This window comes from Micromonospora sp. NPDC049171, assembly GCF_040648275.1.
GTDB lineage: Bacteria > Actinomycetota > Actinomycetes > Mycobacteriales > Micromonosporaceae > Micromonospora.
On record NZ_JBEZDJ010000013.1, the window covers coordinates 1,347 to 24,697 of the forward strand.

At 74.2% G+C, this 23,351-nt stretch carries 17 protein-coding genes; 15 read left to right on the top strand and 2 right to left on the bottom strand.

Features of this window, described 5'->3' with window-relative positions; translation table 11 throughout:
- The first annotated feature begins 919 nt into the window (after positions 1-919).
- Positions 920-1,906 carry a tetratricopeptide repeat protein gene (locus AB0B14_RS17725; protein WP_357523171.1) on the top strand — a complete coding sequence of 329 codons (987 nt, stop codon included), beginning with the start codon at positions 920-922 and terminating at the stop codon, positions 1,904-1,906.
- Positions 1,903-2,934 carry an HAD-IIA family hydrolase gene (locus AB0B14_RS17730; RefSeq protein WP_357523015.1) on the top strand — a complete coding sequence of 344 codons (1,032 nt, stop codon included), beginning with the start codon at positions 1,903-1,905 and terminating at the stop codon, positions 2,932-2,934. The genes AB0B14_RS17725 and AB0B14_RS17730 overlap by 4 nt, the downstream gene beginning before the upstream one ends.
- 9 nt (positions 2,935-2,943) lie before the next feature.
- Here AB0B14_RS17730 and AB0B14_RS17735 read toward each other — a convergent pair whose 3' ends face one another.
- Positions 2,944-3,282: an SCP2 sterol-binding domain-containing protein gene (locus AB0B14_RS17735; RefSeq protein WP_030334914.1), complete on the bottom strand. Its 339-nt coding sequence runs from the start codon at positions 3,280-3,282 to the stop codon at positions 2,944-2,946.
- A 111-nt stretch (positions 3,283-3,393) separates the two neighbouring features.
- Between AB0B14_RS17735 and AB0B14_RS17740 the strand changes: the two genes are divergently transcribed.
- From AB0B14_RS17740 to AB0B14_RS17760, 5 genes are all read left to right on the top strand, one after another.
- Positions 3,394-4,008, top strand: coding sequence for a hypothetical protein (locus tag AB0B14_RS17740; RefSeq protein ID WP_357080532.1), 615 nt, complete (start codon positions 3,394-3,396; stop codon positions 4,006-4,008).
- A complete protein-coding gene (locus AB0B14_RS17745) occupies positions 4,005-4,304 on the top strand; it encodes a hypothetical protein (protein ID WP_357523016.1) in 300 nt (99 codons plus the stop codon). Before AB0B14_RS17740 ends, AB0B14_RS17745 begins: the two co-directional genes overlap by 4 nt.
- Before the next feature lie 38 nt (positions 4,305-4,342).
- Positions 4,343-5,206: a TlyA family RNA methyltransferase gene (locus AB0B14_RS17750; RefSeq protein WP_357080534.1), complete on the top strand. Its 864-nt coding sequence runs from the start codon at positions 4,343-4,345 to the stop codon at positions 5,204-5,206.
- Between the two features lie 85 nt (positions 5,207-5,291).
- Positions 5,292-6,176: an NAD kinase gene (locus tag AB0B14_RS17755; protein ID WP_357080537.1), complete on the top strand. Its 885-nt coding sequence runs from the start codon at positions 5,292-5,294 to the stop codon at positions 6,174-6,176.
- Positions 6,177-6,334: 158 nt separating this feature from the next.
- A complete protein-coding gene (locus AB0B14_RS17760) occupies positions 6,335-10,054 on the top strand; it encodes a S8 family serine peptidase (RefSeq protein WP_357523017.1) in 3,720 nt (1,239 codons plus the stop codon).
- Positions 10,055-10,099: 45 nt separating this feature from the next.
- Here the strand turns inward: AB0B14_RS17760 and AB0B14_RS17765 are convergent, their stop codons facing one another.
- Positions 10,100-11,119 carry a helix-turn-helix domain-containing protein gene (locus tag AB0B14_RS17765; protein WP_357080543.1) on the bottom strand — a complete coding sequence of 340 codons (1,020 nt, stop codon included), beginning with the start codon at positions 11,117-11,119 and terminating at the stop codon, positions 10,100-10,102.
- Positions 11,120-11,208: 89 nt separating this feature from the next.
- Between AB0B14_RS17765 and recN the strand changes: the two genes are divergently transcribed.
- The 8 genes from recN to AB0B14_RS17805 all read left to right on the top strand — a co-directional run bounded on the left by recN (position 11,209) and on the right by AB0B14_RS17805 (position 23,338).
- Positions 11,209-12,966: a DNA repair protein RecN gene (gene recN, locus AB0B14_RS17770; RefSeq protein WP_357523173.1), complete on the top strand. Its 1,758-nt coding sequence runs from the start codon at positions 11,209-11,211 to the stop codon at positions 12,964-12,966.
- Positions 12,967-13,085: 119 nt separating this feature from the next.
- Positions 13,086-14,264 (top strand): putative cytokinetic ring protein SteA, encoded by a 1,179-nt coding sequence (gene steA, locus AB0B14_RS17775; RefSeq protein WP_357080546.1) that lies wholly within the window; start codon positions 13,086-13,088, stop codon positions 14,262-14,264.
- 27 nt (positions 14,265-14,291) lie between these two features.
- Positions 14,292-15,236: a copper transporter gene (locus tag AB0B14_RS17780; protein ID WP_357080549.1), complete on the top strand. Its 945-nt coding sequence runs from the start codon at positions 14,292-14,294 to the stop codon at positions 15,234-15,236.
- A 55-nt stretch (positions 15,237-15,291) separates the two neighbouring features.
- A complete protein-coding gene (locus AB0B14_RS17785) occupies positions 15,292-16,158 on the top strand; it encodes a hypothetical protein (RefSeq protein WP_357523018.1) in 867 nt (288 codons plus the stop codon).
- Between the two features lies 1 nt (position 16,159).
- Positions 16,160-17,842, top strand: coding sequence for a lipid II flippase MurJ (locus tag AB0B14_RS17790; protein ID WP_357523019.1), 1,683 nt, complete (start codon positions 16,160-16,162; stop codon positions 17,840-17,842).
- Complete coding sequence (locus tag AB0B14_RS17795) at positions 17,839-19,008, top strand: glycosyltransferase family 4 protein (RefSeq protein ID WP_357523020.1); 1,170 nt, start codon at positions 17,839-17,841, stop codon at positions 19,006-19,008. The genes AB0B14_RS17790 and AB0B14_RS17795 overlap by 4 nt, the downstream gene beginning before the upstream one ends.
- On the top strand, positions 19,008-21,425 hold the full coding sequence (locus AB0B14_RS17800) for a hypothetical protein (protein ID WP_357523021.1): 2,418 nt from the start codon (positions 19,008-19,010) through the stop codon (positions 21,423-21,425). The genes AB0B14_RS17795 and AB0B14_RS17800 overlap by 1 nt, the downstream gene beginning before the upstream one ends.
- Positions 21,426-21,586: 161 nt before the next feature.
- Positions 21,587-23,338, top strand: a complete 1,752-nt coding sequence (locus tag AB0B14_RS17805) for a CTP synthase (RefSeq protein ID WP_357523022.1) — start codon at positions 21,587-21,589, stop codon at positions 23,336-23,338.
- Positions 23,339-23,351 lie beyond the last annotated feature (13 nt).

Below are 23,351 nucleotides of genomic sequence, written 5' to 3' on the forward strand. Positions count from 1 at the left end.
GGGTGGTTTCCGTGGTGGGGACCGTCGTGAGGGTGGTTTCCGTGGTGGCGACCGGGACGGCTCGCGTCCCAGTGGCCCGCGCGAGGGTGGTTTCCGTGGCGGTGACCGCGACGGTGGCTTCCGCGGCGGTGACCGTCGTGAGGGTGGTTTCCGTGGTGGGGACCGGCCGAGTGGACCGCGTGACGGCGGCGCGCCCCGCGAGGGTGGCTTCCGCGGTGGGGACCGCGACGGTGGTTTCCGTGGTGGGGACCGTCGTGAGGGTGGTTTCCGTGGTGGCGACCGGGACGGCTCGCGTCCCAGTGGCCCGCGCGAGGGTGGTTTCCGCGGCGGTGACCGCGACGGTGGCTTCCGCGGCGGTGACCGCGACGGTGGCTTCCGCGGCGGGGACCGCCGTGAGGGTGGTTTCCGTGGTGGCGACCGGCCGAGTGGACCGCGTGACGGCGGCGCGCCCCGCGAGGGTGGCTTCCGCGGCGGGGACCGCGACGCTGGTTTCCGTGGCGGGGACCGTCGTGAGGGTGGTTTCCGCGGTGGTGACCGCGAGGGTGGTTTCCGGGGCGGTGACCGTCGTGAAGGCGGGGCGCCTCGCGAAGGCGGCTTCCGTGGCGCGCCTCGCGAGGGTGGCTTCCGTGGCGGCGACCGGGACAACTCTCGGCCGAGTGGGCCGCGTGCGGGCGGTGGCTTCCGTGGCGGTGACCGCGAGGGTGGCTACCGTGGCGGCGACCGGGCGGGTGCTTCCCGGGCCGACGAGCGGCCGCGTCGCGAGGGCGAGTTCCGCCGCGACGACCGCGCTGGCGGCTCGGAGTCGTTCGAGGGCGGGCGTATCTCTGCCCCGGCCCTGCCGGACGACATCCTCGCGACCGACCTCGACAAGGACGTTCGCGCTGAGCTGCTCTCGCTGAACAAGCCGGTCGCCGAGACGGTGGCCCGGCACCTGGTCGCGACCGGTCAGCTGATCGACGAGGACCCGGCCGAGGCGTTGGCGCACGCGCTGGCCGCCCGGCGGCTCGCGTCGCGCATCTCCGCGGTCCGTGAAGCGGTGGGTCTTGCCGCGTACCACGCCGGGGAGTGGCAGTCGGCGATCGCCGAGCTGCGCACGTACCACCGGATGAGTGGTCTGCAGAGCCACCTGGCCGTGCTCGCGGACTGTGAGCGGGCGCTCGGCCGGCCGGAGCGGGCCATCGACCTGTTCCGCGGCGCTGACCGGGAGAAGTTGGACCCGGCCGTCGCGATCGAGCTGCTCATCGTCGCCGCGGGCGCCCGGGGTGACCTCGGGCAGAAGGACGCCGCGGTCGCGATGCTCCAGGTCCCGGACCTCACCAGTGAGGCCACGGTGCCGTGGACAGCTCGGCTGCGGTACGCGTACGCCGACGCGCTGCTGGCCGTGGGTCGACGCGAGGAGGCCCGCGAGTGGTTCTCCCGTGCCGCTGACGTGGACACCGAGGGCGAGACCGACGCCGCCGAGCGGCTGCTGGAACTCGACGGCGTGGTCATCGAAGGCGACGACGAGGACGAGGCCGCCGAGGAGATCGCCGCGGGACCGGGTGCTCCCGGCGCGGTTCCGGCCCAGCCGGACGCCGACCTGACCGGCGACGAGGACAACGACGACCGCGACGACGAAGACGAAGACGAAGACGACGAAGACCGCGACGACGAAGACGAAGACGACGAGGACTTCGACGACGACGAGCGGGACGGTGCTGTCGGCCGCCCTGGCGACGACGAGGACTCCGTCGACGAGGACGAGGACTTCGACGACGACGAGACCGGCACCGCCACGGCGGACACCGTCGCCGGCGGCGTGACGTCCGGCGACGCGGCGAATGGCGACGCGGCGAATGGCGACGCGGCGAATGGCGACGAAACCGCCCCCACCCGGGGCGACGAGTCCGAGCCGACGCAGCGGTGAACGCGGGCGCGGGGGAGCGGCTGGTCGACGGGTACACGCTTGTCGTCTTCGACCTGGACGGTGTGATCTACCTGATCGACCGGCCGATCCCCGGTGCCGTCGAGGCGGTGGCTCGGCTGCACGACGAGGGGCGGGCGGTGGCGTACGCCACCAACAACGCCTCCCGCCGGTCCAGTGAGGTCGCCGACCTGCTGACGGGGATGGGTGTGCCGGCTCGGCCGGAGGAGGTGCTCACCTCCGCCGCCGCCTCGGCCGAGCTGTTGCGGGACCGGCTGCCCGTCGGCGCACCGGTGCTGGTGGTCGGGGCGGAGGCCCTGCGCGCCGAGCTGCGCGCGGTCGGCCTGACCCCGGTCAGCAAGGCCGACGAGAGTCCGGCCGCGGTGGTGCAGGGGTACGGGCCGCAGGTCGGCTGGGCCGAGCTGGCCGAAGCGTCGATCGCGGTGCGGGGCGGAGCGCTCTGGATCGCCACCAACACCGACCGGACCCTGCCCAGTGGGCGAGGACCGTTGCCGGGTAACGGTTCGCTGGTCGCGGTGCTGCGCACGGCGCTGGAGCGGGACCCGGACGTGGTGGTCGGCAAGCCGGAGTCGGCGCTGTTCGAGACCGCCGCTCGGCGCGCCGACGGTGGCCGGAGCCTGGTGGTGGGCGATCGGTTGGACACCGACATCGAGGGTGCCCGCCGAGCCGGGCTGGACAGCCTGCTGGTGCTCACCGGCGTCCACGGCGTACCGGAGCTGCTGGCCGCCGAACCGCGGCGGCGTCCCACGTACGTCGCGAGGGACCTGACGGGGCTCTTCGACCCGGCTGCCGCGGTGCGAGTCCCGGCCCCGGCGGACGCCGGCGGCTGGTCCGTGACCGACCGCGACGGCACCCTGGAGCTGGCCGGCTCGGGTCGGCCACTGGACGCGTTGGCCGCGCTCTGCGCGGTGGCCTGGTCGGCACCGGAGCCGGCGCTGCCGTCGATCCGCCCGATCGGCCCGGACGCGGCCCACGCGCTGGAGAGCTTCGGTCTGACCGCCGCCGCCTGACCGGGGTGGTCAGAGAAGCTTGCGGAGCTTCAGCAGGTCGAACGGGTTGGCTTTGATCGACACCCGGCGGGAGGTCACCGCGTTGGTGACGTCCAGGTCGCCGCGGACCAGGGCGAGCAGGTCGTCGCTGGACGTGCTCAGCGCGATCTTGGCCTTGGGGTCGTCGCCGTCGGTCAACTCGACAAGTCGACCGCCGGTGATCCGGCCGTGGAAGGCAGTGTCCAGGTCGGTGATCCGGCAGGCCAGCGTGCGGTCCAGGTCGATCCGTTCGCGCACCGTCTCGGCGTTGCGATCCAGCCGGGCGGCCAGCTCCTGCAATGCCTGCCGGCACTCGTCCACGCTGGCCACATCTCCCCCTCGCTGATCGCCACGCCGTCCTCGGCACCGTACCGCACGGCACGGTCCGGGGTGCCCGGTAGCGTGACACCTGCACACCTCGCCCCGTGGAAGGACTCAGGCATGCAGGACGCGTGGCGCGCCTACCTCGAGCTGGCCATGGGCCTGACGGAGGCGCCCCGGAAGAAGGCCCAGGACGCGGCACGTCGCCTCGTCGGCTCCGGCGGCGCGACCGCCGCCCAACTCCAGGCCCTCGGCGAGGAGCTGGTCACCACCGGCGCCGCCAACCGAGAGGCGTTGACCAAGCTGGTCCGGTTCGAGGTCGACCGGGCCCTCGGCGCGGTCGGGTTGGCCACCGCAGACGAGGTGGCCGAGCTGACCCGACGGGTGCGCGACCTGGAACGGCAGCTACGCGAGGCGCGTGCCGCCGAGCCGACGCACGCACCGACCGCCGGCCCCCGGGAGCAACCCGATCCGACCCTCGCCGCGCCGCCCGGTGACCGTCTCGTGCCGTCCGACGGCCCGGCCGGTGCCCCGGTCTCCGCGCCGACGACCGAGAAGGCCGTGGCGAAGAAGGCTGTGGCAAAGAAGGCTGTGGCGAAGAAGGCGATCGCCAAGAAGGCCGTCGCGAAGAAGCCGGCAGCGACGATCAGCCGGACCGACGACGACACCCCGACCCCGGCGGTCATGCCGGCCAAGAAGGCGGCCCGTCCGCAGCCGCCGGACGCCGCCGAATGAGCCAGCCCCATCCGCCGGCTGGTGGGTCGTTCCCGGCCCGGCCCGGTCCGCCGGCTGGCGGGTCGATCGCCGCCCGGCCCGGCCCTCCCGCAGGCGCCCGGCCCGGCCCTCCCGCAGGTGCCCGCCCCGGGCCGCGGCTGGACGTCGGGGACGACGCGGCGCGGCACCCGGCGGTGGACGCCGCGGTGCGGGCCATGGCCAACGCGGCGACGCTGGCCCCGGCCGACCAGATCGCCCAGTACGAGGCGGCCTACGAGACGTTGCGGGAGACCCTCGCCACCATCGACCAGACCTGAGTGGAACGACCAGGCCTGAGCAGACCGGAGAACCACCCATGGCACGTCGTAACCGGCTGGACGCCGAACTCGTCCGCCGCGGTCTGGCCCGCTCCCGGGAGCAGGCCGCCGCGCTGGTCGAGGCCGGCCGCGTCCAGCTGCGTGGGGTCGTCGCGCGCAAGGCCGCCGCGATGGTCGACCCCGCCGACCCGCTGCTGGTCACCGGCGAGGACCCGACCGAGGAGTACGTCTCCCGGGGCGGGCACAAGCTCGCCGGCGCGCTGGCCGCGTTCCGGGCCGGTGGGCTGCGTGTCGCCGGCCGGCGCTGCCTGGACGCCGGCGCGTCGACAGGTGGCTTCACCGACGTGCTGCTGCGCGCCGACGCCGCCGAGGTGGTGGCCGTGGACGTCGGCTACGGGCAGCTCGCCTGGCCGCTGCGCACGAATGAGCGGGTTCGTGTCCTGGAGCGCACCAATGTCCGTACCCTCGATCCGGACGCGATCGGCGGGCCGGTCGACCTCACGGTGGCCGACCTGTCGTTCATCTCGCTGCGGCTGGTGCTGCCGGCGTTGGCCGGCTGCACCCGCGACGACGGTGACCTGGCGTTGATGGTCAAGCCGCAGTTCGAGGTCGGCAAGGACCGGGTCGGCGCCGGCGGTGTGGTCCGCGACCCGGAGCTGCGTGCCGAGGCGGTGCTGGACGTGGCGGCGGCGGCCGCGCGCCTCGGCCTCGGGCTGGCCGACGTGGCGGCCAGTCCGCTGCCCGGGCCCAGCGGCAACGTGGAGTTCTTCGTATGGTTGCGCCGGGGCGCCGCACCAGCCGACCCGCAGCGGGTGCGGGCCGTGGTGGCGGCCGGGCCGGACGGTCCGACGACGGCCGGCGACGTGCCGGGCGTGGCGGCGGCGGAGGAGGTCGCAGGGTGAACACGCGTAGCGAGGGCACGGGCACGACACGCGGTGGTGCCGGTGCGACGGTGGCGCATCGCCGCCCGGTCGGGCGGGTGGCCCGATGAGCCGGACCGCTCTGCTGGTGACCCACACCGGGCGTCGGCGCAGCACCGAGCACGCCCGGTCGGTCGCGGCCGACCTGATCGCGGCGGGTTTCGAGGTACGGGTGGTGGCCGACGAGGCCGACGACCTCGACCTGCCCGGCGTGGTGCCGGTCGCCGGCCCGCAGGCCGCCGAGGGCGCCGAGATCGTCTTCGCGCTCGGCGGGGACGGCACCTTCCTGCGTGCCGCCGAGCTGGCCCGGCCGGCGAAGGCGCCGCTGCTCGGCATCAACCTGGGCAAGGTGGGCTTCCTGGCCGAGGCCGAGATCGACGACCTGGACAGCGCGGTGCGGGACGTCGTCGATCGCAACTACAGCGTCCACGAGCGGCTGACCCTGGACGTGACCGCCGAGTTCGACGGCGGGCCGACCATCGAGTCCTGGGCGCTCAACGAGATCAGCATCGAGAAGGGCGAGCGGGCGCAGATGCTCGAACTGCTCGTCGACGTGGACGGGCGACCACTGTCCCGCTACGGCTGCGACGGTGTCGTGTGCGCCACCCCCACCGGCTCCACCGCGTACGCGTTCTCCGGTGGCGGCCCGGTGGTCTGGCCGGAGGTGGAGGCGCTGCTCCTGGTGCCGATCAGCGCGCACGCGTTGTTCAGCCGTCCGTTGGTCACCGCCCCGACGTCCACCTTCGTGATCACCGTCGACCCGTTCACCACCCTCGCGGTGCTCTCCTGCGACGGGCGGCGCGTCTACGACCTCCCGCCCGGCGCCCGGGTGACGGTGCGTCGGGGTGCGCTGCCGGTGCGCATCGTGCGGCTGCGGGCCCGCCCGTTCACCGACCGGCTGGTCGCCAAGTTCGGCCTTCCCGTGCACGGTTGGCGTGGCAGCCGCCGGTGACCGCGGCGCACACGCTCGGTGGACGGCGGCTGTCCACCTGACGACATGTCGCCGCTACGGCGGCTGGCGACTAGTGACCTGGTGACAGGCTCCGTCGCAGACTCCGATCGGCCCTCGTCCACGGATGGCGGGCCTGGAGGAGTAGAGGAGCACATCGCATGCACTGGTCCCCACGCTGGCTCGCCGTCGGCGCGGTCGGCGCGTTGGTGGTCGGCCTCGCCACACCGGCGTCCGCCGACCCGCCCGCCCGGCCCACCGGCCCGAGGGCGGGCACGCCCGTCCCCGGCGCCGCGCCCGTTCGTCTCACGCTGATCACCGGCGACCAGGTCGACCTGGTACAGGCCGCACCTGGTCGGGTCGCCGCCACCGTCCGCCCGGGACCCGGGCGCGAGCGGATCGTCTTTCAGACCAGGCAGGTCGACGGCGCGCTGCGGGTGCTGCCCAGCGACGCCCTGCCCTACGTCTCCAGCGGGGTGCTCGACGGCAACCTGTTCGACGTGCAGGAGTTGGCCGCCGACGGCTACGGCGACGCCGCGCAGGGCAACCTGCCGTTGATCGTGCGCTACCAGGAGCCGGCCGCCGGTCGGGTCCGGCCGCTCGCCGGCGCCACCGACGCCCGACCCCTGGAGAGCATCAACGGCGCGGCGCTGCGGGTCGGCAAGGGTGACCTCGGCGGCCTGTGGAGCGCGCTCGCCGGCACGCCGACGACCCGGGCCACGGCCGGCGCGCCGCGGCTGGGCGGCGGCATCGCCCGGATCTGGCTGGACGGGCGGGTCCGCCCGACGCTGGAGCACAGCGTGCCGCAGATCGGCGCCCCGCAGGCCTGGGCGGCCGGGCGCGACGGCAGTGGCGTGACGGTGGCCGTCCTGGACACCGGTGTCGACGCCACCCACCCCGACCTGGGCGGACGGATCACCGAGGCGCGGGACTTCTCCAACAGTGGCAGCGCCCGGGACGGTCACGGCCACGGCACGCACGTCGCGGCCACCATCGCCGGCAGTGGCGCCGCGTCCGCGGGGCTGCGCAAGGGCGTCGCGCCCGGCGCGCGGCTGCTGGTCGGCAAGGTGCTCGACGACGGTGGCTCCGGCTACGACTCGTCCATCATCGCCGGCATGGAGTGGGCCGCCCACTCCGGCGCGAAGGTCGTCAGCATGAGCCTCGGCGGCGACCCGACCGACGGCACCGACCCGATGAGCCAGGCGGTCAACGACCTGACCGCCGAGACCGGCGCGCTCTTCGTGGTCGCCGCCGGTAACGCGGGCGCGGCGCGTACCGTCGGCTCGCCGGGCGCGGCCGCGGCGGCGCTCACCGTCGGCGCGGTGGACCGCGACGACAACCTGGCGGAGTTCTCCAGCCGGGGCCCGCGGCTCGGTGACAACGGCCTCAAGCCGGAGATCACCGCCCCGGGCGTCGGCATCGTCGCCGCGCGGGCCGCCGGGACCACCATGGGTACGCCGGTGGGCGACGCCTACACGACCGCGTCCGGGACCTCGATGGCCACCCCGCACGTGGCCGGCGCGGCGGCGATCCTCGCCCAGGAACACCCGGACTGGGCTGCCGGGACACTCAAGGACGCGCTGGTGAGCACCACGAAGGCCAACCCGGCGCTCACCGTCTTCGAGCAGGGTGGCGGCCGGGTCGACGTGGCTCGGGCGCTCAAGCAGCAGGTGTACGCCTCGGCCACCGTCGACTTCGGACGCATCAGCACCGGCACGGCGCCGGTCGAGCGGACCGTGACGTACACCAACGGCACGTCTGTCGCGCAGACCCTGCGGCCGGCCCTGGAGCTGCGCAACCTGGACAGCGGCGCGGCCGAGACCGACGGGGTCGCCGTCAGCTCCGGCGCGGTGACCGTGCCGGCGGGCGGAAGCGTCGCCGTGGCGCTGCGTGCCGACCCGGCGAAGCTGGCCCGTGGCCCGCACGGCGGCTGGCTGGTGGCGACCGGTTCCGACGGCGTGGTCGTACGCACGCCGGTCGGGCTCACCGTCAACGGCCCCCTGCACCAGGTCACCATCAAGGTGTTGGACCGGCAGGGCCAGCTGACTCTCTCGCCGGGGTTGACCCTCTTCGGTGAGCAGACCGAGTCGGACTACTGGGGCTGGTGGCCGGGCGAGGGCACCCTGCAGGTCGAGGAGGGCACCTACCTGCTCACCGCGATGATCGAGCACGGCGCTCCCCTGGACGAGCAGTTGACCGAGGCCGTCGAGCCGGAGCTGGTCGTCGACCGGGACCTGACCGTGGTGCTCGACGCGCGCAGGGGCACACCGGTGCGGATCGAGACGCCGAAGCCCAGCGAGCAGCAGGCCACCCTCAGCTACTACGTGCACCGGGTGTTGGCCAACGGCCGGCAGATCGACCACGGCGTGATGGCCTACAGCACCGTCGGGCAGGTCAACGTCACGCCGACCCGCCAGGTGCGCCAGGGTGAGTTCGAGTTCGCCTCGCGCTGGCAGCTCGTCGCCCCGATGGTGGACGCGACGGTCAGCGGGGTGTCCGGCCCGTCGGACATAAACCTGCTGGGCACCTCACCGGCGCCGACCGGCCGGCGCAAGCTGCCGCTGGTCTGGGCCGGTGTCGGGACCCCCGCCGAGCTGACCCGGGTGCGGGGCGCCGCCGCGCTGCTCAGCACCGACCCGAACCGTTCCGAGGAGGAGCAGATCGCCGCGGCCGCGGCAGCCGGCGCCGCCGTGGTGCTGATCGTTCGGCCGGCGGACATCTCCGCGTGGACGGTGTGGCGCCCGATCGGGGACCGGCTGCCGATCCCGTCGATGGCTGTCGCGTACGACGACGGGCAGCGGCTGATCGCGGCGGCCCGCAGGGGCCGGGCGACGCTCGACCTGACGCTCACCGTGGACAGCCCCTACCTGTACGACGTGTGGCAGGTGTCGAAGGGCCGGGTGCCGGAGCGCATCGTGCACACCGTGACCGCGCAGAACACCGCCGAGGTGACGGCGAGCTACGGCGACACGGGTGCCGGCTGGGCCACCGAGGAGCGGTTCGGCTGGCGTCCGTGGCAGGAGTACTCCTGGAACGACGACCAGCGCATGGTCCGCAACGGCACCACCCGCAAGGAGTACGTCAGCGCCGGGGACAACTGGTGGCAGCACCGGGTCCAGCACAAGCTCATGTTCCTGCAGTGGGGGCAGCTGGCCGGCGGCCTGACCGAGGCACCCCGGCGGTACGCCGCGGACGACCGGGAGACCGAGACCTGGCACGCCCCGGTGCTCCGGCCGGCCGTACCGGCCAGCGGTGCTCCGGTGCCCACCCGCACCGGTGACAGCCTGGACCTGCGGGTGCCGGAGTTCGTCGACGCAGGCGGCCACTACAGCGTCGCCGGCAACAGTGAGGAGTCGGACACCGTCGAGGCGCGGGTCAGCCGGGACGGCACGCCGATCGCCGACCTGTCCGCAGGGTGGGCCCCGGTGCCCACCACGGCGCAGCGGGCCCGCTACCGGCTGGACCTGACCACCAGGCGGTCCTCGGCCGAGTGGCGCTACGGCACCCGGACCGACACGGCCTGGGAGTTCACCTCGGCCCGGCCGGCGGGTGCCGCCGCCACGCCGTTGTCGCTGCTCCAGGTGGACTACCGGGTGCCGGCCGACCTGCTCGGCACGGTCCGCGGCAACCGGCCGCACGAGCTGGGGCTGACCCTGCGTCAGCCCGCCGGGGTGCCCGCGCCGAGGGGCACCAGCGTCCGTGTGCAGGTCTCCTTCGACGGGGGCGTCACCTGGCGCGCCGCGCCGACCAGGGGATCGGGTACCCGGTACACCGCGACCGTGCCGGCCGGGCGCGGAACGGTGTCGCTGCGGGTGCACGCCGCCGACCGGGCCGGGAACACCGTCGACCAGACGGTGCTCCAGGCGTACGGGCTGCGCTGATCGGCTGGGGGTCCGCCGTCGACCGACGGCGGACCCCCCACGGCGTCAGAGCCAGCCGCGTCGGGCGACCTGGAACGCCAATCCGGGCCGGGTGTCCACACCGGCGGCGGCCATCAGGTCGGCGATGCGCCGCTGCACGGTACGCCGACTCACCCCGAGCTGGGAGGCGATGGACTTGTCCGGTACGCCGGCCACGAACAGCGACAGCAGCCGCGCCTCGTCGGCGTCCGGCTGATAACCGTCGCCCGGCTGATCCGGTGGATCCGGACGTCGGCCGTCGGTCGTCGCGACGACGAACGGATCGTCGAGCCGCAACGGGGTGGCCACCCGCCAGTGGCTCTCGAAGAGGGCGAGCAGCGCGTCGAGCAGTTGGCTGCGGCCGATCACGGCGGCGCTCGGTTCGCCGCCGTGGCGGTCGGGCACCAGCGGGCAGATGGCGATGCGGGCGTCCACGATGGCCAGCCGGACCGGCAGTCGGTCCAGGACCCGGGCCTGCTCTCCGGCGGCGACGCCCTTGCCCAGGTCGGCGAGCGCGCCCGGTTCCAACAGCAGGTCACGCTCGTAGATCGCCCGGTAGCGCACCCCGCGGGCCAGCGCGTCGAACTCCTCGACGTTCTCCGGGCCGGCCATCGCCAGGGGGTGGGCGCGGCAGAACCAGAGCACCTCGGCGCGTGCCGCATTCTGCAGATCGCGCAGACGGTCCCGCAGCACCCGACCGCCGGTGATCACCTCGACGAGGTGGTCGACGTGGTGCCGGCGCAGCCCGGACCGGTACTCCTCGGCCAGTTGGGTGACCCGTCGGCGGGCCGCCTCCAGGTCCTCCTGGCGACGCAGCAGCGTCGCGCCGAGGGCGACGTCCGGGGCGGTCGGGCGCAGCGGAGCGTCCGGGTCGTTGTCGGTGGGCTGCACCAGGCCCTTGCCGCGCAGCGCCTCGACCTGGGCGACGACCTGCTCACGGGGCCGACGCAGACGACTGACCAGCTCGTCGATGCGGGCCGTGGTGAGCTGGAGCAGGCAGCGGTAGAGCTCCTCCTCAGCCGAGGTCAGGCCGATCACGTCCAACACGGGGCAGAACTGTACGTCGGCTGGGTACCGGGCGCACCCGGGCCCGTCGGCTGGTCAACTGTCGGGCCTCGCGTCTACTGTCGGTGGCTGTGCTGGAAGAGCTGCGCATCACCGGACTGGGCGTCATCGAGGACACCACGCTGCCGTTGGCCGGCGGCATGAACGTCATCACCGGCGAGACCGGTGCGGGCAAGACGATGGTGGTGACCGGCCTCGGCCTGCTCTTCGGCGGCCGGGCCGACGCCGGGCGGGTCCGTGCCCAGCCGGGCCGGGCGGTGGTGGAGGGGCGGTTGCGCCTGCGCGGGCGGGTCGCCGACGCCGTGCACGCGCGGATCACCGAGGCCGGTGGCGAGCCCGACGAGGACGGCTCGGTGCTGCTGAGCCGCACGGTGACCGTGGAGGGGCGCTCGCGCGCCCACGTCGGCGGCCGGAGCATGCCGGTGTCGATGCTCGGTGAGGTCGGCGAGCAGGCCGTGGCCGTGCACGGCCAGTCCGACCAGCTGCGGCTGCTGCGCCCGGCCGAGCAACGCGCCGCCCTGGACCGGTTCGCCGGCCCCGCGCACGAGAAGCTGCTCGACGCGCTGCGCGAGGCGTACACCGGGTGGCGGCGGGTGGTCGACGACCTGGCCGACCGGCGGCGCAACGCCCGCGAACGCAACCAGGAGGCCGACCTGTTGCGCCTCGGCCTCGACGAGATCACCCGGGTCGATCCGCAGCCCGGTGAGGACGACGAGCTGAAGACCGAGGCGCAGCGGTTGGAGCACGCCGAGGGGCTGCGCACGGCCGCGCAGATCGCCCAGCAGTGCGTGGCGGGCGGTGCGGAGGCCGCCGACGAGACCCCGGACGCGGCGGCGTTGCTCGGCACCGCCCGGCGGACGTTGGAGGCGCAGTCCGGCACCGACCCGGCGCTCGGTGAGTTGGCGGCCCGCCTGGAGGAGGCGGCCACGCTCGTCACCGACGTGTCGGCGGAGCTGTCGGCGTACCTTGCGACGCTCGACGCGGACCCGGCCCGCCTGCAGCACGTCTACGAGCGGCGGGCGGCGCTGCGCGCGCTGACCCGCAAGTACGCCGACGACGTGGACGGCGTGATCGCCTGGGCCGATCGGGCGCGCACCCGACTGTCCGACCTGGACATGTCCGACGACCTGCTCGACGAGTTGGAGCGCGAGGGTCAGCGGCTCGCCGTGGAGGTGGCCGACCTGGCCGGGCGGGTGTCGGCCTCCCGGCAGGAGGCGGCGATCCGCTTCGCCGAGCAGGTCACCGTCGAGCTGGCCGGTCTGGCCATGCCACACGCGCGGATCGAGGTGGCGGTGCTGCCGCGCCCGGCCGGTCGTGCCGAGCCGACGCTGGCGGTCAACGGCGTCGAGGTGGGTGTCACGCCGGACGGTGGTGACGAGGTGGAGCTGCGGTTGCTGGCCCACCCGGGAGCGCCGTCGTTGCCGTTGCAGCGGGGTGCCTCCGGCGGTGAGTTGTCCCGGGTGATGCTCGCCATCGAGGTGGTCTTTGCCGGCTCGGGCGGGCCGCCCACGCTGGTCTTCGACGAGGTCGACGCGGGCGTCGGCGGGCAGGCGGCGGTGGAGATCGGCCGCCGGTTGGCGCGGTTGGCCCGCAGCCACCAGGTGCTCGTCGTCACGCACCTGCCGCAGGTGGCCGCGTTCGCCGACCGGCACCTGGTGGTGGCGAAGGACACCGGCGGGGCGGTGACGACAAGCGGGGTGCGGGTGGTGGAGGACACCGAGCGGGCCCGGGAGTTGGCCCGGATGCTGGCAGGTTTGCCCGATTCGGATCTGGGTATCGCCCACGCCGAGGAGCTTTTGGCCGTGGCCGCCAAGGAAAGGCGGCTGTGACGCCGCGTATTGTGAGCGCAAGCACACCGGCTTGTGCCGACGTGTGCTTCCCTGGGTAGGCGGCCCTGCTCAGGCATGTCGCGACAGAAAAGCCTGCCTCACATGCCAGGATGGTCACGATGCGTCTACCCACGTTGCGCCGAAACCGAAACTCCGACCCGGGCAAGGTCCTCGGCACCGCGCGCCTTGATCGCCGAACGAAACGCCTGGTCGGTCGGCTGCGCCCCGGTGACATCGCGATCATCGACCACGTCGACCTGGATCGGGTCGCGGCCGATTCGCTCGTCGCGGTCGGGGTCGGCGCGGTGCTCAACGCCAAGCCCTCGGTCTCCGGCCGTTACCCGAACCTCGGGCCGGAGGTGCTGGTCGCCGCCGGCATCCCGCTGCTCGACGACCTCGGTGAGGGCGTCTTCGAGCAGATCCGCGAGGGCGACCAGGTGCGCATCGAGGGCAACACGGTTTTTTCCGGCGACGAGCCGGTGGCCCACGGCAGCCTGCAGGACGCCGAGTCGGTCGCCAAGGCGATGGCCGACGCCCGGGAGGGTCTGTCGGTGCAGTTGGAGGCGTTCGCCGCCAACACGATGGACTACCTCCGCCAGGAGCGTGACCTGCTGCTCGACGGCGTCGGCGTGCCGGACATCGAGACGCAGATCCAGGGGCGACACTGCCTGATCGTGGTCCGTGGCTACGACTACAAGGCCGACCTGGACGTGCTGCGCCCCTACATCCGGGAGTTCAAGCCGGTGCTCATCGGCGTCGACGGCGGCGCGGACGCGCTCGTCGAGGCCGGGTACACCCCCGACATGATCATCGGGGACATGGATTCGGTCACCGACGACGTGCTGCGCTGCGGTGCCGAGGTGATCGTGCACGCGTACCCGGACGGGCGGGCGCCCGGCCTGCCCCGGGTCAACGGCCTCGGCGTGCCGGCGATCACCTTCCCGGCCGCGGCGACAAGCGAGGACCTGGCCATGCTGCTCGCCGACGAGAAGGGCGCCTCGCTGCTGGTCGCGGTCGGCACCCACGCCACGCTCGTCGAGTTCCTCGACAAGGGGCGCGGCGGGATGGCCTCGACCTTCCTGACCCGCCTGAAGGTCGGCGGCAAGCTTGTCGACGCCAAGGGCGTGAGCAGGCTCTACCGGCAGAGCATCTCCGGGTCGTCGCTGCTGCTGCTGGTGCTGTCGGCGATCGCGGCGATGGCGTCCGCGGTGGCTGTCTCGACCGTCGGGAAGGCGTACCTGGGCGTGGTCGCCGAGTGGTGGGACAATTTCGTGTTCCAGCTGTACCGGCTCTTCTAGTTCCCGACCGATCAAGAGGCTGCAAGCGTGATCAACTTCCGCTACCACGTGGTGTCCCTCACCGCGGTGTTCCTGGCTCTGGCGATCGGCCTGGTGGTCGGCACGGCCGCCCTCAACGGCCCGGTCGCCGATTCGCTCGAGGGGCAGGTCACCGGGCTGCGCAAGGACAACCAGTACTGGCGCCAGCAGGTCAACAACATGGAGAAGCAGCTCGGGCTGGAAGAGGAGTTCGCCGAGGAGATGTCCCAGGTCGTCCTCCCGGGCGCACTGACCGGGCGGCGCGTGCTGGTGCTCACCCTGCCCAACGGGCGCGACCACACCGAGGGTGTGCTCAAGAAGCTCCAGCTCGCCGGGGCCACCATCACCGGCCGGGTCGATCTGCAGGACAAGCTCGTCAACCCGGACAACAACTCCAACCTGCTGGAGTTGGCCGTCACCGCGGCCCGCCCGACCGCGCAGACCACCGGCCTGCCCGGCAACGGGCACGGCGTGGAGACCTCCAGCGCGCTGCTGGCCAGCGTCCTGCTGGACCGGGCTCAGGGCGTCGCGCCGGTCAGCGACGCCGACCGGCGGGCGGTGCTCGCCGCGTACAACAACGCCGGCTACCTGACCACCGACAACAACAAGGTCACCGGCTCGGCGGAGGCGGTCGTCGTGGTCAGCGGCCAGCCGTACGTCGACAAGGACTCCGACAAGCGGGACGAGTCGGTCGTCAAGATCGCCGAGCAGTTCGACCGGACCGGCGCGATCGTGGTGGCCGGCAACGGCTCCGCCGGCGGCAACCTGGTCTCGGTGGTCCGCGGTGACCCGGTGCTCTCGCAGACCATCTCCACGGTCGACAACGCCAACACCGTGCAGGGCCAGTTGGTCACCAGCCTCGCCCTGGTGCAGCAGCTCACCGAGAAGAAGGCCGGCCAGTACGGCGTCGGCGACAACGCCGCCTCCGGCCTGTTGCCTAGACTGCCCCAGTGAGCGAACGACGTACCCCCGTGTCCGTAACCGACGAGGCGGACGGAAGGGCAGCGGCATGAGCATCCTGGGTCGGCTGCTGATCGCCGGTGCCGGTGCCGCCGCCGCGCGCTACGCGCTGCGCGAGGTGCGCACCTCCCCGGCCGGACCGGCACTGGAGCGCACCAACTTCCGGGGCCGCACGGTGACCCTCGCTGCCGGGCCGGCGCTCGCCGCCGGGGCGAGCGCCGTCGGCGCGTTCGGTGCCACCAGCGGCGCCTCCGGTGGGGCCGCCCTGGTCGCCGGCCTCGGTGCCGGTGGCGTCGGTCTCTACGACGACGTGGTCGGCGCACGGCCGGAGCAGAAGGCGGCCAAGGGTTTCGCCGGTCACCTCGCCGCGCTGCGCGAGGGTCGGGTCACCGCGGGCCTGGTCAAGGTCGTCGGGGTGGGTGCCGCCGGGCTGGGTGCCGCCGCGCTGCTCGCCGCCGACCCCCGCGTCGCCGCCCACCCGCGCCGGCAGCGCCACGGCGCCGTCGGCCGCGGCGTCGACGTGCTGCTCGGCGCCGGTGTGATCGCCGGCACGGCCAACCTGCTCAACCTGCTCGACCTGCGGCCGGGCCGGGCCCTCAAGGCCGGGCTGCTGCTCGCCGCGCCGCTGACCGGCGGCCCGCACGGCGGGATCGCCGCCGGCGCGGCCGGTGCCGCCGCCGGCCTGCTCCGCGACGACCTGGCCGAGGACGTGATGCTCGGCGACAGCGGCGCGAACGCCCTCGGTGCGCTGCTCGGCGTCGCGCTCGCCGCCCGGACCGGCCCGCTCGGCCGGGCCGCTCTGCTCGCCGTGCTCGCCGGTCTCACCGCCACCAGTGAGAAGGTCAGCTTCACCGCCGTGATCCAGCGGACCCGGGGGCTGCGCGAGCTCGACGCACTGGGCCGGCGCGCCGACTGACGTGATCAGACCGGCTCCCCTCGCCGGCGCCGGCCGGTTGGCCGGGGCAGCCGCGCTCATCGCCGTCCTCACCGTGGCCAGCCGGCTCGCCGGCTTCGGCCGCACCGCCGTGTTCACCCTGGGCCTGGGGCACACCGACCTCGGTGGCACCTACGTGGTGGCCAACGCGGTACCCAACTTCATCTTCGAGATCGTCGCCGGGGGAGCGCTGGCCAGCCTCGTCGTACCGCTGCTGGCCGGCGCGGTCGCGGCGGGCGACCGGACGGCCGTCGCCCGGACCACCGGGGCGCTGCTGACCTGGACGTTGGCCCTGCTGGTCCCGCTCGCGCTGCTCGTGGTGCTCGCCGCCGGGCCGGTGATCGGGCTGCTCGGCGACGGGCTGACCGCCGCCCAACAGCAGAGCGGCATCCGGATGCTGCGGGTCTTCGCGCCACAACTGCCGCTGTACGGGGTCGGCATCGTGCTCGCCGGGGTGCTGCAGGCCCACCGCCGCTTCGCCTGGCCGGTGCTCGCCCCGTTGCTGTCCAGTCTGACCGTCATCGTCGTCTACCTCGTGTTCGGGGCCACCCAGGGCCGCTACGCCACCGTCGCGGGGGTCAGCGCCGGTGGCGAGTTGCTGCTCTCCGCCGGCACCACCCTCGGTGTGCTGGTGCTGTCGCTGTCCCTGCTGATCCCGGTCCGCCGGCTCCACCTGGGGTTGCGGCCCGGCTTCGGGTTCCCCGCCGACGTGCGGGCGCGGGTCGGCGGGTTGGCGGTGGCCGGCGCGGTCACCGTCGCCACCCAGCAGATCGCCCTGATCGTCAGCCTCAACCAGGTCACCTACGGCGCGGCGACGAATCCCGCCGTCTACAACCTGGCGCAGACCGTCTACCTGCTGCCGTGGGCGGTGCTGGCGGTGCCGCTGGCCATCGCGGCGTACCCGACCCTGGCGGCGGCGCGGGCAGCCGGCGACGAGGACACCTACCGGTCGACCCTGGCGCCGGCCGTGCGCGGGGTGCTCCTGTTCAGTTGTCTCGGCACGGCCGCGCTGATCGGGACGGCCGGACCGGTCGGGCACTTCTTCTTTCCCGCGGCCACCGCCGCGTCCGCCACCGCCGCGATCACCGGGTACGCCCCGGGCCTGATCGGTTACGGCCTCTTCGCGGTGCTCACCCGGGCGCTCTACGCCCGGGGGGAGACCCGGGCGGCCACTGTCGCCACCGCCGTCGGCTTCCTGGTGGTGCCGGCCGTCGCCCTTCCACTGGGTGCGTTGCTGCCGCTGCGGGACCGGGTGCTCGCGGTGACGTCCGCGAACTCGGTGGGGATGCTGGTCCTCGGGGCGCTTCTGCTCCTGGCGGTGGCGCGCAGCGCCGGCCGTCCGGCGTTGGCCGGTGCGGCCCGTGCCGGGGCGGCCGGTGGCCTCGCCGGAGTGCTCGCCGCGCTCGCCGGGCTGGGCGTCACCCGATGGCTCGACACGCCGGGCGGCGGCACCCCGACGACGGCCGTGGCACTCGGTCAGGGCATGCTGTCCGGGGTTCTGGTTGGGGCGGTGTTCCTCGCGGTGCTCTGGTTCGTCGACCGGCGAGACGTGCAACCGCTGCTCGCCGGGGTGCTGCGGCGTCTGGGTCGGCGGGGGCCACGGGGCGACGGGCCGACGCCGGTCTCCCCGGAGCGGGGCGACGGGAAGGAGACGGCAGCGCGATGACTGAGCCACCTCAGCCTGCCGACTGGTCGGGCAGCGTCGCGTTGGTGCTCGCGTCCAGCACCGGCGGGGTCGGCCAGCACGTCCGGTCGGTGGCCCGTGGCCTCGTCGCGGGCGGCACCACAGTCCTGGTCTGCGGGCCCGCCGCCACCCAGGAGCAGTTCGACTTCACCGGCGTCGGTGCGCGGTTCGAGCCGGTGGAGATCCCGGCCAGCCCGACGCCGGCCGACGCGCGGGCGGTGCTCGCGCTGCGCCGGGTGCTCACCGCCGCCGGGGTCGACGTGGTGCACGCGCACGGCCTGCGGGCCGGCCTGGTCGCCGTGCTGGCCCGTCCGGCCGCCCCGCTGATCGTCACCTGGCACAACGCGGTGCTCGCGGGAGGACTGCGGGGCGGGGTGTCCCGGCTCGTCGAACGGGTGGTGGCCCGGGGCGTCCGGGTGGCGCTGGGCGCTTCCGCGGACCTGGTGCGACGGGCCGCCGAGGTGGGCGCCGCCGACGCCCGGCTCGCCCCGGTCGCCGCGCCGACGCTGCCCGCGCCGCGTCGCCGTCCAGCGGCGGTACGCGCCGAGTTCGGCGTCCGCCCGGACCAGCCGTTGATCCTCTCGGTCGGCCGGCTGCACCCGCAGAAACGCTACGACGTGCTGATCGACGCGGCGGCCCGCTGGCGTACGCGTACCCCGCCGCCGGTCGTGGTGATCGCGGGCAGTGGGCCGGCGTATCTGCCGCTTGCCGCACGGACGTCGGCGGCCCGCGCACCGGTGACCCTGCTGGGGCACCGCACCGACGTGGCCGACCTGCTCGCCGGCGCGGATCTCGCGGTGGTGACAAGCGACTGGGAGGCCCGACAACTCTTCGCCCAGGAGGCGCTGCGTGCCGGCGTACCGCTGGTGGCCACCGCGGTCGGCGGGCTCCCGGACCTGGTCGGCGACGCCGCCACGCTGATCCCCGCGGGCGATGTGGACGCGGTCGACGCGGCGGTGCGGGCGTTGCTGGACGATCCGGCGGCACGCGCCGAGTTGGGCCGGCGGGGCGCCGAACGGGCGGCGACGTGGCCGACCGAGACGGACACCGTGCGCACGCTTGCCGCCCTCTACGCCGAGCTGGCCCCGGACCGCACCGGTCCGGCGGCCTCCCCGGACTCCGACGCCCCGAGAACGGGACACCGGTGATGCTGCGCCGAATCGCCCCCGCCCTGTTGACCGTGCTCGTGGTGGCGCTCGGTGTCACCGCGCTGGCCGCCCGCCCACCCCAGGGCATCCCGCGACGCACCGCCGACTTCGTGGTGCTCGCCGGGATCGCCGGGCTGCGCTGGGAGGACGTCGATCCGCAGAGCACCCCGACGCTGTGGCGGATGGCCCGCGACGGGTCGATCGGCTCGCTGTCGGTGCGTTCCGCGCACCGCCCCACCTGCCCGGTGGACGGCTGGCTGACCCTGGGCGCGGGCAGCTTCGCCGCGTGGAACGGCAGCCGGCCGCCCGACGGTTGCCCGCCGGCCGGGGTGGTCGTGGAACAACCCGACGGCATCGGCGCGAACCTGCCCGACCAGGAGAGCGTGGTGCAGCACAACCAGCAGCGACTGTCCTGGGGTGCCATGCCCGGATCGCTGTCGGAGTCGGTCCGCTGCTCCGTCGCGGTGGGCCCGGGTGCGGCGGTGGCGGCGGCCCGACCGTTCGGCCGCGTCGACAGGTACGCCGCGGCGCTGCCGACCGATCCGCGGACGCTGCTCGGTTCGTGCGTGCTGAGCATCGTCGACCTCGGCACCGTCGAGGGGGACGACCCGGCGGCGCGCGCGTCGCAGGCCCGCGCGGCGGACGCCCAACTGGCCCGGGTGCTGGCCGCACGGCCACCGCGGTCGTTGGTGCTGGTCGCGGGGATCTCCGACACCGCCCAGCCGTCGCGGCTGCACGTGGCGGTCGCCGACGGTCCGGGCTGGGAACGGGGGTGGCTCACCTCGGCCAGCACCGGCCGCGACGGGTACCTGCAACTCGTCGACCTCGCGCCGACCGCGCTCGCCGCGCTGGGCCGGCCGATGCCGGAGCGGCTCTTCCTCGGGCGTCCGGCGGTCAGCACCGACGGTCGACCGGCCGACCTCGCCGACGCGATAAGCGCCCCGGCGGACGCCGATCAGGAGGCGGCCGCCCAGCGGACCGTCTCCGGCCGGTTCTTCACGCTGCTCGCCTGCGTGCAGGTGTTCCTGGCGCTGGCGATCCTGCCGCTGCTGCGCCGTGCCCGCCCGCACGCCGGGCCGACCGGCCCGACCCCCGGGCGGATCGTGGCGGTGGCGGAGCTGCTGCTTGTCGCCGCCGCGTTGACGGTGCCGGCGGCGCTGCTGGCCGACGCGGTGCCCTGGTGGCGGGGCGACCACCCCGGCTGGCTCTTCGCCGGGATCACCGCGCTGCTGGTGGCCGCCGGCACCGCGGCGGTCCGGTTCGTCCCCGGGTACGCGGGCACTCTCGGCCCCCTCGGCGCGGTGGCCGGCCTCACCACGCTCGTCGTCGGCATGGACGTGCTCACCGGGGCCCGACTCCAGCTCAACGGTGTGGTCGGCTACTCCGCGTTGCAGGGCGGCCGGTACGCCGGGCTGAGCACGGTGGGGCTGGGAGTTTTCCTCGCCGGTGCGTTGCTCGCCGGGGGATGGTTCGCCCAACGGGTGCACCGAGGCTGGCGGCCCGCGGTGATGGTGGCCGTGGGCGGTCTCGCCGTGGTGGTGGTCGGCAGCCCGTACCTGGGCGCCGATCCGGTCGGCGCGATCGCGCTCACCGCCGGGGTGAGCGTCGCCGCCGTGATCAGCGCCGGCGGCTGGTTGACGGTCAGCCGGCTGGCCTGGGCCGCCATGGCCGCCCTCGCGGTCGGCATCGGGTTCGCCGTGGTGGACCTGCGGCGTTCGGCGGCCGAGCGGGGCAGCCTGGGCAGGTTCCTCTCCGCGCTCGGCGACGGCACCGGCGGGTTCACCGTGCACCGGTCCAGCACGGAGAACTTCGAGACGTTGGTCAACAGCCCGCTGACCGTGCTGGCTCTTGTCGGTGGGCTGCTCGTGTGGTTCGCCCTGCTGCAGCCGTGGGGCGGGCTGATGCGGTTGTTCGGCATCTACCCGGCGGTCCGGGCCGCGATGGCCGGCACCGTGGTCGCCGCGGTGCTCGGTGGTGTGCTCGACGGCGCGGCGTTTGACGTGCTGGGCGCCGCCGCCTCGCTCGTGGTGCCGATGGCCGCCCTGGCGTCGTTGCGGGTTCTCGGACATGCCGCCGACCGGACCCGCCCGCTGCCGGGCCGCTCCCGCGCGGACGGCGTCGACGAGTCCGGGTCCGGCGGGGCCGGGCCGACCGGCGGGGTCGGTCCGACCGGTGGGGGTGACGGCCCGACCGGTGGCGGCGGGCCGCTGGGCGCGGTCCATCCCCGTCCGATCAGCGGCCCACCCTCGGGCTCGGTGACGGCTGCCGCGCCGCCGGAGACCCCGGACGACTCCACGACCGACGCCGACGACCCGGCGGCACCGACCGCGAGCGGGTCGACGCCGGACGCCGCGCCAACGGTGCCCGTGCCGCCCCGGCAGGTCAACAGGTCATCGACCGAGGTTGCCGCTTCCTGAGCGCGGGCCTGTTCGCGGACGACCCGGTGGTGTCGCAGCCGGGGTGCGGCCTGCGGGTCCCCGCCCGGGAGGTGTTACCGTCGAGTCCCGTGGATCGCGATCACTGAGCTGATCAAGCACGGCGGTCTGCATGACCGCGACGGACGACACGGGAGCAGGCCTTGGCCCCATCAGCACGGACGACCAGGCACATTTTCGTCACCGGGGGCGTCGCCTCCTCGCTGGGTAAGGGCCTCACCGCCTCCAGCCTCGGCAACCTGCTGACCGCGCGCGGGCTGCGCGTGGTGATGCAGAAGCTCGACCCCTACCTCAACGTCGACCCGGGGACGATGAACCCGTTCCAGCACGGCGAGGTCTTCGTCACCGAGGACGGCGCCGAGACCGACCTCGACGTCGGGCACTACGAGCGCTTCCTGGACCGGGCGCTGTCCGGTAAGGCGAACGTCACCACCGGCCAGATCTACTCCGACGTGATCGCCAAGGAGCGGCGCGGGGAATACCTGGGCGACACCGTCCAGGTCATCCCGCACATCACCAACGAGATCAAGTCGCGGATCCTGGCGATGGCCGACCCGGACGAGGACGGCCAACTCCCCGACGTGGTGATCACCGAGGTCGGCGGCACGGTCGGCGACATCGAGTCGCTGCCGTTCCTGGAGGCGATCCGCCAGGTCCGCCACGACCTGGGCCGGGACAACTGCTTCTACCTGCACGTCTCGCTGGTGCCGTACCTGGCGCCGTCGGGTGAGCTGAAGACCAAGCCGACCCAGCACTCGGTGGCGCAGCTGCGCAACATCGGTATCCAGCCGGACGCGATCGTGCTGCGGTGCGACCGGGAGATCCCGGTGAAGCTCAAGGAGAAGCTGTCGCTCTACTGCGACGTGGACACCGAGGCGGTCGTCGCCGCCCCGGACGCCCCGAGCATCTACGACATCCCGAAGGTGCTGCACCGCGAGGGCCTGGACGCTTACGTGGTGCGTCGGCTCGGGCTCTCCTTCCGCGACGTGGACTGGGCCAGCTGGGACGACCTGCTGGAGCGGGTGCACCGCCCCCGGCACACGGTCACCGTCGCGGTGGTCGGCAAGTACGTCGACCTGCCCGACGCGTACCTGTCGGTGAGCGAGGCGATCCGCGCGGCCGGGTTCGGCCACCGGGCCCGGGTGCAGCTGCGCTGGGTGCCCAGCGACGAGTGCGTCACCCCGGCCGGTGCCGCGGCGGCGTTGGCCGGTGTGGACGGCATCCTCATCCCCGGTGGCTTCGGCGTCCGCGGCATCGAGGGCAAGATCGGCACCGCCCGGTACGCCCGCGAGACCGGCATCCCGCTGCTCGGACTCTGCCTCGGCCTGCAGTGCATGACCATCGAGGTGGCCCGGCACCTGGCCGACCTGGACGGCGCCAACTCGCTGGAGTTCGACGAGCAGGCCGCGCACCCGGTCATCGCCACCATGGCCGACCAGGAGGACATCGTTGCCGGCAAGGGTGACCTGGGCGGCACCATGCGGCTCGGGGCGTACCCGGCGACGCTGACCGAGGGGTCGATCGTCGCCGAGGCGTACGGCAGCACCGAGATCAGCGAGCGGCACCGGCACCGGTACGAGGTGAACAACGCCTACCGGGACGCGCTGACCAAGGCGGGTCTGCACATCTCCGGCACCTCGCCGGACGGCCGGCTCGTCGAGTTCGTCGAGCTGGACCGCAGCCTGCACCCGTTCTTCGTGGCCACCCAGGCGCACCCGGAGCTGAAGAGCCGCCCCACCCGCCCGCACCCGCTGTTCGCCTCGTTCGTCAAGGCAGCGGTCACATACTCGCAGGCCGACCAACTGCCTGTCGACCTGGACGGGGCGACGGAGGCCCTGACGACGCGCAAGGCCGCCCGCAACGGCGCCGCGACCAAGGCGTCGTCGGCCTCGTGAGCGAGCGCAGCGA